This window comes from Prevotella illustrans (assembly GCF_017426725.1).
GTDB lineage: Bacteria > Bacteroidota > Bacteroidia > Bacteroidales > Bacteroidaceae > Prevotella > Prevotella illustrans.
In genome coordinates this window covers 19,115-27,920 of the sequence record NZ_JAERMS010000038.1, presented here as the reverse complement: position 1 = coordinate 27,920, position 8,806 = coordinate 19,115, and the positions used below count along the sequence as shown (strand labels likewise).

General features: G+C 46.6%; 7 protein-coding genes. 1 reads left to right on the top strand and 6 read right to left on the bottom strand.

The features are described from left to right. Positions 1-110: 110 nt before the first annotated feature. Positions 111-995: a helix-turn-helix domain-containing protein gene (locus tag JHU38_RS10160; protein ID WP_107581147.1), complete on the top strand. Its 885-nt coding sequence runs from the start codon at positions 111-113 to the stop codon at positions 993-995. 13 nt (positions 996-1,008) lie between these two features. Here the strand turns inward: JHU38_RS10160 and JHU38_RS10155 are convergent, their stop codons facing one another. From JHU38_RS10155 to JHU38_RS10130, 6 genes are read right to left on the bottom strand one after another with little or no spacing between them, the layout of a single operon-like run. After that, positions 1,009-1,638, bottom strand: coding sequence for a metal ABC transporter ATP-binding protein (locus JHU38_RS10155; RefSeq protein WP_232369925.1), 630 nt, complete (start codon positions 1,636-1,638; stop codon positions 1,009-1,011). A gap of 7 nt (positions 1,639-1,645) precedes the next feature. Then, the gene (locus JHU38_RS10150; RefSeq protein WP_107581146.1) at positions 1,646-2,878 is read right to left on the bottom strand and encodes a metal ABC transporter solute-binding protein, Zn/Mn family; all 1,233 of its coding nucleotides are present in this window, start codon (positions 2,876-2,878) and stop codon (positions 1,646-1,648) included. Continuing rightward, on the bottom strand, positions 2,851-3,798 hold the full coding sequence (locus JHU38_RS10145; RefSeq protein WP_146156973.1) for a hypothetical protein: 948 nt from the start codon (positions 3,796-3,798) through the stop codon (positions 2,851-2,853). The genes JHU38_RS10150 and JHU38_RS10145 overlap by 28 nt, the downstream gene beginning before the upstream one ends. A gap of 12 nt (positions 3,799-3,810) precedes the next feature. Further along, complete coding sequence (gene purD, locus JHU38_RS10140; protein ID WP_107581144.1) at positions 3,811-5,079, bottom strand: phosphoribosylamine--glycine ligase; 1,269 nt, start codon at positions 5,077-5,079, stop codon at positions 3,811-3,813. A gap of 5 nt (positions 5,080-5,084) precedes the next feature. Then, the gene (locus tag JHU38_RS10135; protein WP_107581143.1) at positions 5,085-7,283 is read right to left on the bottom strand and encodes a S9 family peptidase; all 2,199 of its coding nucleotides are present in this window, start codon (positions 7,281-7,283) and stop codon (positions 5,085-5,087) included. Continuing rightward, a complete protein-coding gene (locus tag JHU38_RS10130; protein WP_107581142.1) occupies positions 7,273-8,802 on the bottom strand; it encodes a THUMP domain-containing class I SAM-dependent RNA methyltransferase in 1,530 nt (509 codons plus the stop codon). Before JHU38_RS10130 ends, JHU38_RS10135 begins: the two co-directional genes overlap by 11 nt. Positions 8,803-8,806: the final 4 nt, after the last annotated feature.

Here is an 8,806-nt window from a genome sequence, read left to right as displayed (position 1 = left end):
AATTCAAATCAAAAAATCAAAGAACGCTTTGAAACCCTTATATACAAAGGGATTCACATGTGTTTATTAAATATTATCGCATCACTAGTATTTGTCTATAAATAGTTTATATGCAAAATCAAATACTCAACCTGTGCGACTTTACGGCACTTGTTCTTACGGATTGTTTCACTGACGTGCAAGTCTCTTTAGTGGAAGCCGCGGATCAAAACATGAAAGTGTTTAGGAATGGTTCTGCATATTTTAATTTCTATTCTATTATTTATATAGAAGTAGGGCGTGTGTCCTTTTGCGTGAATGGAACCACCCTCGTGTTGGAACCCGGAAACTTGCTTTTTGTAGCACCTTATCAGTTGATTCAGTTTCCGGAAGAGATGAAAGGAGTCCACATGAAGATGGTGCTGATAGAATCGGTTTATTATCATACGGTGCGCAGCGTGGATGATGAAATGCCCAAGACCATTGTCAATACGTTTTTAAAACTGGCGCTGACCACGTTGCGGCAGCAAGAGTTCATAACGTGGTATCATCAGCTTCGGCACGCTATGATGAAGCGTCACCTGTATCAGGCGTCGATGATGAAGAACCTAATACATTTCGGTCAGTTGTTTTTGTCGGAATTGACAATGGGAGAGCATCAGCGTCCACATGACTCAGGGCATAAGGAAAACATATTCCGCATCTTCATTCATCTGGCATTCCAATATTATAAGGTGGAACATCAGGTGCAGTTTTATGCCGATCGGATGAATATTACTCCGGTGTATCTGACGCGGACCGTGAAAGAAGTGTCGGGCAATACGGTATTGGCCTATCTGCAGAGCATGCTTTATAATGAGGCCTGCGTACAGTTGTCTTCCACCTCTAAGTCAATTGGCGAAATATCGGAGGAACTTAGATTCAATGACCAGTCGGCCTTTTCTAATTTCTTTAAACTGCATTCAGGCATGTCTCCGGTGGCCTATCGGGGCAACAAAAAGGATGAAGATGGATGAAAGTGTTGGCTTTCTATAATTGAATGATATGCTTGGACTCTTTTTTCATGCGTTCAATATCGTGGCTGACGATGATGATGGCGCAGTTGTCGTTAAGTTGATGCAGCATCCGGTACATGTCGTCTTGGAACAGTCGGTCGACGTAGGTGTTGGGTTCGTCAAGGATAATCACTTCCGGTTTTGAAACGATGGCTCTGGCCAGCAGCACTCTTTGGAGTTGACCGCCGCTTAAAGTGCCTATCGCTCTGTCGGCCATTTGACTCAATTCCATGGTTTCAATGGCTTCACGGGCAAGCTCTTTCTGTGATTGGGTGTAGTGGAGACCGAACGTGTATTTGCTTTTAAGTCCGGAAAGTACGACTTCACTAACTGAAATGGGGAAGTTTTTGTCTATGTCGCTATATTGTGGCAGATAGCCCATGTTCAGTTTGGCAACTTCCTCTTCATCTTTAAAGTAAGTGACCCGGCCTTCGTCCGGGGTTTTGAGTCTGAGAATCACATTGACTAACGTTGTCTTGCCACAGCCATTGGGGCCTGTAATCGCGAGGAAATCGTTATGGTCGATTTCTAAATTGATGTCACGAATGGCCGTGATGTCTCCGTATGAGGCCGTAATATGTTGAAGTTGGATGATTGTTGCCATCGTCTTGTTATTTCAATCGTTCGGCTATCTTCACCATTTCCCGGTCCCAATGGTAGCTGAGCGTGTTGATTTCTATTTCTGTCGCGCCGCTTCCTTTAGCCACAATCTCGGTGTTGCGGTTGGCGAACTCACGCTGAATGAACAGTGTTTTCACGTGTAATCGTTTGGCAGTGCTGATTACCTGTTGCAGTTGAGCCGCGCTCGGTTCGCGTCCTTCTTCCTCAACAGGGATCTGCTGAAGATGATATTGTTTGGCAAAATAGGTGAGTGCCGGGTGATAAATGAGGAAAGCCCGGCTTTTTCCTTTTGTCAATTGCAGTTGAATATTGCGGTCGACATTGTTGATCGTATCAATCAAACGATTGAGATTTGCTCTGAAATAGGTGCTGTCTTTACTGTCTATCTCGGCCAAAGCCCTGAAAATGCTGTTCGCTATCTGTATCGCATTCTCCGTACTCATCCATGTGTGCGAATCTTCAATACCGTTTGCGCTTTTCAGAGGCACGATATGTTCCGAGGCGTCGACGATAATCGTATGCGGAGCGTTGTTCTCCAACTTTTTCATCCATGTGCGCTCAAATCCTAAATTGCCCACCTTGATAAACAAGTCGCTATTGGAGAAATTGATAATCTGTTTGGCTGTAGGTTCGTAAAGTTCCGGGTTACTGCCCGCCGGAACGAGTGTCGATACCTCGAAGCGGTCGCCGACGATTTGCTCCGTGAAATATCGGAGCGGTTCTATGCTGACGGTGATCTGTCTTGTGGAGGCTGATTGGGGCGAAACACAGGAAGCAAGCCCAACCACCGACATGGCTAAAACAATGTATCTGATGAATTTTCCCATGGAAATACTGATAAGTGAAATGATGAAATTGGCTCTCATGAATCCCAAGGCTATCGTAATGGCGCTACCCAGAAATGGAACGAAAGCGAAAAAGCCCATCCACGCTCCGTGACCGCCCATGAATCTTTGGGCTTTTTCCAGTTGCCGGGGTTTCACACGCAGATAATGTTCAATCCAGTCCATGCGCCCCATTCGACCAATGCCGTAGTTGAAGAGGCCACCCAGCACGTTCCCGACTGTGCCAAAGATAATAAGCTGCCATGGATTAAGACCTACGGCCAAAAGTGCCAGCATGACGACCTCACTGCTGAAGGGGAAGAAACTACCGGCCAGAAACGCGGACATGAGCATGCCCCAATAACCCCAGTTTATAAGAAAGTCAGTAATGGTTGCCATAAGTTGAACGTGATCAGTAGCAAGGTCGTAATGACCAAAACAATGAAAGACAAGTTGGAGAGGAATGATTGGGTAAATGTGATATAATGCGCGATCAATGGTGCTGTCAGTGTGATGAGAATCGGCGTGAACATATCGGTGTGTTGTGGCTGTAAAATTATAAATACTACAACGCAACCAAATAAAATGATCAGTGCTTCATAGATCATTCGCGTGCGTATTTTGTCTAAATAACTGTTACGCAGAAAGTGGATTGAGCCGGTAATACCGGCGAGAGTAATGAATCCAAGTGATATCAGTTTCTGAGTAGTAGGCAGATTCTCGAGGCCGAAAGCATTGAAAACGGTTATGCTTTGTACATGCCTGATGAGCGTGCTTCCATTTCCTTGATAAATAAAAAGCCCTGCTATGCACCAGTAGGGGAGGAGGATGCCTATGATAGAAGCAAAGAAGCTGCGCCAGGTCATGGATAGAATGCGGGTTGTCATCAAGAACCAGACGAAGGGCACAAGAAATAAAACCTGTATGAAAAACAGGCTGCTGATACCCAACATGACGAAAGCAAAAAAGATTGAGCCCATGGAGCGCTTATCCTGATAGGAATGAAAGAGAAACATCAGGTGGAGAATGAAGCACAACTGTAGGATGCCTGCGGCAATATTATTGGCATAAAGCCGCAGGGTAATCAGATTAAGAGCCAGCAAAGCACATGAAACCATACGGCTGTAAGTTCGCATCAAGGCATTCCGGTTATTCAGTACCACTATGAAATAGGTGGAAATAATCATCAACCCGAACTGAATCCAAAGTCCTTGGGTAATCAGTCCGGTTGAAATCCATACCAGTGAGGCGATCAAAACAGTGACCGGTAGTGAGAATCTGCTTTCCGCGATTCTATTTTGTAGCCTTTTTACTTTCAAGAAAATCCTTCTTTATAAATCTTGTCCGATATCTCTTCTGAAATATTTGCCGGTGAAATCAATCTTCTGCGCTTCTTCAAATGACTTCTGAAGTGCTTCTTCCTTGTTCTTGCCATAGGAAGAAACGGCAATTACACGGCCCCCATTGGTTACGATCCGCCCATCTTTTTCGGCTGTTCCGGCATGGAAAACGATACTTCCTTTAACTTTATCGAGGCCTGAAATGGCAAAACCTTTCTTGTATTCCTGTGGATAACCGCCGCTTACCAGCATGACACTGACTGCCGCACGCTCATCAAACGCGATTTCCCGTTGGTTTAAATCGCCCTTGGCGACACCTTCAAACAAATCCACAATATCGCTTTTGAGTCGTAGCATGACGCTTTCCGTCTCCGGATCGCCCATGCGGCAGTTGTATTCGATGACCATTGGTTCGCCTTTCACGTTGATAAGTCCGAAGAAGATGAAGCCTTTGTAATCGATGTTTTCGGCGGCCAGCCCTTCTACCGTGGGACGAATGACGCGCTCTTCCACCTTCTGCATCCATTCAGGAGTAGCAAATGGGACAGGAGATACGCTGCCCATGCCGCCTGTATTCAGGCCCGTGTCATGCTCGCCGATGCGCTTGTAGTCCTTCGCTTCGGGCAGAATCTTGTAGTTTTTGCCATCTGTCAGGACGAAAACGGAGCACTCGATGCCGCTCAGAAACTCCTCGATGACGACTTTGGCGCTGGCATTTCCAAACATGCCCCCCAGCATTTCACGGAATTCCCGCTGAGCTTCGGCGAGTGTCGGGAGGATAAGTACGCCCTTACCGGCCGCCAATCCGTCGGCTTTCAACACGTAAGGAGCCTGCAGGGTCTCCAGAAATTTCAGGCCTTCACTGAGGGTCGTGCCGTCGAAAGTTTCGTATGCTGCCGTTGGAATGCCGTGGCGCTTCATGAATCCCTTCGCAAAATCCTTGCTGCCTTCGAGCGTTGCGCCGGCCTTAGACGGTCCGATAACGGCAATCGCCTTTGTTTTTTCGTCCGCTTTAAAGTAGTCGTAGATACCTTTTACCAGTGGATCTTCGGGACCGACGACCACCATATCGACATTGTTGGCAAGGGCAAAGTCTTTCAGGGCTTCAAAGTCGTCGGCTTTGATAGCCACGTTTTCGCCACAATTTCCGGTTCCGGCGTTGCCCGGAGCGATGTAGAGCTTCTCACACTTGCTGCTTTGCGCAATCTTCCAGGCAAGGGCGTGCTCACGGCCACCACTTCCTAACAATAGTATTTTCATATATTTTATTTCAAATAATCTTCGAAATATTGGGTAATGCGTTCGTGTAAGTGGGTACTTTGATGGCCTCTCATGTTGTGAGGTTCACCCGGATACATGAAGAAATCAGGCTGTGTGCCCTCCAAAATACACTGATGAATGAACGATTTGGCATGCTGTGGCAAAACAACGGGGTCGTTTTCGCCTATAATAATCTGCAGTTTCCCTTTCAGGTTCTTGGCCCGTTTGATGAGGCTGGTCTTGGCATAGCCTTCGGGATTGGCTTGTGGCGTATCCATATAGCGTTCTCCGTACATGGCTTCATACCATTTCCAATCGATGACCGGACCGCCGGCAACACCCACTTTGAACACGTCGGGATAATTAGTCATGAGCGAAGTCGTCATGAAACCTCCGAAACTCCAGCCATGAATGCCCATTCTGTTCCGGTCGACATAGGGCAATGATTTCAGGAAATCAACGCCTTTCATCTGGTCTTTCATCTCTTCCTGTCCTAATTGGCGGAACGTGACTTGTTCAAAAGCCTTGCCACGATTTTCGCTTCCTCTGTTATCGAGGATAAACAGCAGGTAGCCTTTCTGTGCCATGTAGGTCTCCCATCCTCTGCTTCCATAGTGCCAACGCGCGTCTACGTTATGAGCGTGAGGACCTCCGTAGACATATATGATGGTGGGATATTTCTTATTGGGGTCGAAGTTGATGGGTTTGACCATGCGGTAATACAAATCGGTGGTTCCATCGGCAGCCTTGATCGTTCCGCAGCTGTACTCGGGCACTTGATAATCTTTCCATGGATTCGGCGCCGTGAAGTACTTGGTGCGCTGCTTTTTATTCACGTTGATAATCTCGATTCTGCGTGGAACGGTTGGCTCGGAATAGTTGTCGACCAGAAACGAGCCGCTTGCGCTCAGCAAGGCATTGTGCCATCCCTTGCCGTTGTCAAGCAGTTGACGCTTGCCGTTGTCCACATTTACCATCCAAGTGTTCTTCTGAATGGGGCCGCATTCGTTGGAAGCATAGATAATGGCATGTTTCTTCGTGTCGAATCCGAAGAGATCCATCACAACCCAAGGACCTGAAGTTATTTGCTTGATTAACTTTCCTTGTGTATTCATCAGATAGAAATGGTTGTAACCATCCTTCTGACTCTGCATGATAAACTCATTCCGGTTCCATGGAAGGAAGACGATGGGGTGCTGAGGTTCCACGTATTTCGCGTCTGTCTCGTGATAAAGTTCGGCTTGCTTCTCGCCGTTCTCCGCGTTGTAGCTTACCAACCGACAGTCGTTTTGGTCTCGGTTCAGCTCAAAAAGGTAAACCGTCTTACTGTCGGGGCTCCATGCCGGATTGGTGAAGTAGCGGTCTGTCGGGTCGCCGGCTTTCAGATAAACGGTCTTTCCTGTCTTGATATCGTAGACGCCGATGGTCACTTGATGGCTCGTTTCGCCGACCATGGGATATTTTTCGGGCGCGGCTTTGGCGCTTCGTGACTCTTTAGGCGCGGGAGTCCAGTCGTTTTCCGGGAAATCTACTAAGGGATAGTCGTTTACCATCGACTGGTCCATACGGGTAAAGGCAAGTTTCATTCCGTCGGGCGACCAGAAAGTACCTTTATGATAGCCAAATTCATCACGATGAACGCTGGTTCCATATAGTATATTTCGTGACGCGTCGCACGATACCTGAATATCATTCTGCCCTTCCGATTCCTTGGGCGTGCGTATAAAAAGATTGTAACCGCCCGGTTCCGTGTAAGCCGCGTAGCGTGATGTGGCGTTCCAGTCAGCCTTGTTTTCGTCGGCCGTGCTTTGGTTGAAGACTATTTTGTGTGTCTTGAAATCCACCAAAGTACGCATTGCGCCGGCTTCTACCATAACCAAAGGCTTGTCGGCATAGGGAAAACGCGCGTGATAGAGCGTGCGCACGGCAGTGGAGCCATGGCTGTCCATCCAATTATTAATGTCTTTTAAGGTAAAAAGCACCTTTTCTTTTCCGGTCGCCTTATCGACGATACTGCACTTATCGATATCCAATCGCACCAGTTCATCGCCCCACCACGTGAGCCATCTGTTCCTGACAGTCATCTTGTGGTAGTTCATTCCGCCGAAATTCAAGTCTTCCAACGTAAAATGTTTCAGCTCCTGAGCGTTTGTCGACATTGAGAATATCAGAGAAACTAAAATAATAAAAAACTTATTCATCATCGTTATGAAATCTATTTTTACCCCCAAAATAGCCTCCGTGCTTCCTTTCTTTGCTAAATCGCTTAGCGCCTTTGAAGTCTCGGTGGCCCTTAAAATCACGGCTTTCTTTATGGCCATCTTTGCCGAAGAAATCTTCGCCACGACCTCTTCTGTCGTCACTTTTGCCCCTTCTGTCATCACTCCTTCCTTTTCTGTCGCCGCGTTTTTCGCCAAAGTCAATTTCATGTTTATGAAAAGAGAAAGATCGGATATCACCTTCTTCGTTCGATTCTTGTTCTTCCAAGCGCTGTTTAAACTCTCTGTTTTTCTTGAAACGATGTTTTTGCGCCATCTCATGCTTCTCTTCTTCGGTCTTTACAATACCTCCTTCGGCACGGAAATCCTTCATCTTACCATCGAATATAGCGTATTTTCGGAACTCACACTCCAGACTCCCGTTATATACCGGAATCTTAATAGAAGGCTTTAAGCCGATCTGTTCGAAGCATTCCTCTCGATAACTCAGAATCCAGGCTTCGTTTCCTGCAAAGTCATGTTTGAGTCGTTCGCCGATCATTTTGTATGTACCGAGAAGGTTGGGTGTAGAGATACGTTCGCCATAAGGTGGATTGGTTATCATGATGGCTTTTTCGGCAGGCTTCTTAAAGTCCTTGAAATCCTGCTGATCAATCGTGATATCTTTGGTCAGTCCGGCAGCTTTTACATTGAGTCGAGCCGTGTTGACGGCTTTCATGTCAATATCATAACCGTAAATATGGTGTCCGAATTCCCGTTCTCCTGTATCATCGTTATAAATATTGTCAAATAATTCCTGATCAAAATCAGCCCATTTCTCAAACGCGAATTCCTTTCTGAACACGCCGGGATTGATATTTCGGGCTATGAGAGCTGCTTCTATCAATAGCGTTCCCGAGCCACACATCGGATCGATAAAGTCTGTTTCGCCGTTCCAGCCGCTCATCAGAATCATGCCTGCGGCCAGAACTTCATTGAGCGGCGCTTCTACGCTTTCCTGACGATAGCCTCTGCGATGCAGGCTTTCGCCGCTGGAGTCCAGACTTAGTGTAGCGTCTGCTTCAGCCACATGGATATTCAGCTTGATATCAGGATTACTGACACTGATGTTGGGCCTTTCTCCCGTTTTTTCCCGAAACTGGTCTACGATGGCGTCTTTTACTTTATAGGTCACGAAACGTGAGTTGCGGAATTCTTCAGAATACACGACAGAGTCGACCGAGAATGTCTTTCCTTTTTCTATATATTGGCTCCAGTCAATCTTTCTGACTTCTTCATACATGTCGTCTGCTGACAGAGCTTTGAAATGGGCAATGGGTTTTAGGATGCGAATGGCAGTGTGCAGCTGAAAATTGGCCCGATACATCATTTCTTTATTTCCCGTGAACGAAACCATGCGTCGTCCTATTTGCACATTGTTGGCACCCAACTGAGTGAGCTCCTTGGCCAAGACGTTTTCTAATCCCATAAATGTCTTGGCGATGAGTTCAAATTCTTGTTCCATTATT

Excerpts from the sequence above, each read along its gene's own strand:
- JHU38_RS10130 (WP_107581142.1), bottom strand. The coding sequence starts at position 8,802 with ATGGAACAAGAATTTGAACTCATCGCCAAGACATTTATGGGATTAGAA.
- purD (WP_107581144.1), bottom strand. The coding sequence starts at position 5,079 with ATGAAAATACTATTGTTAGGAAGTGGTGGCCGTGAGCACGCCCTTGCC.
- JHU38_RS10160 (WP_107581147.1), top strand. The coding sequence starts at position 111 with ATGCAAAATCAAATACTCAACCTGTGCGACTTTACGGCACTTGTTCTT.
- JHU38_RS10135 (WP_107581143.1), bottom strand. The coding sequence starts at position 7,283 with ATGATGAATAAGTTTTTTATTATTTTAGTTTCTCTGATATTCTCAATG.
- JHU38_RS10155 (WP_232369925.1), bottom strand. The coding sequence starts at position 1,638 with ATGGCAACAATCATCCAACTTCAACATATTACGGCCTCATACGGAGAC.
- JHU38_RS10150 (WP_107581146.1), bottom strand. The coding sequence starts at position 2,878 with ATGGCAACCATTACTGACTTTCTTATAAACTGGGGTTATTGGGGCATG.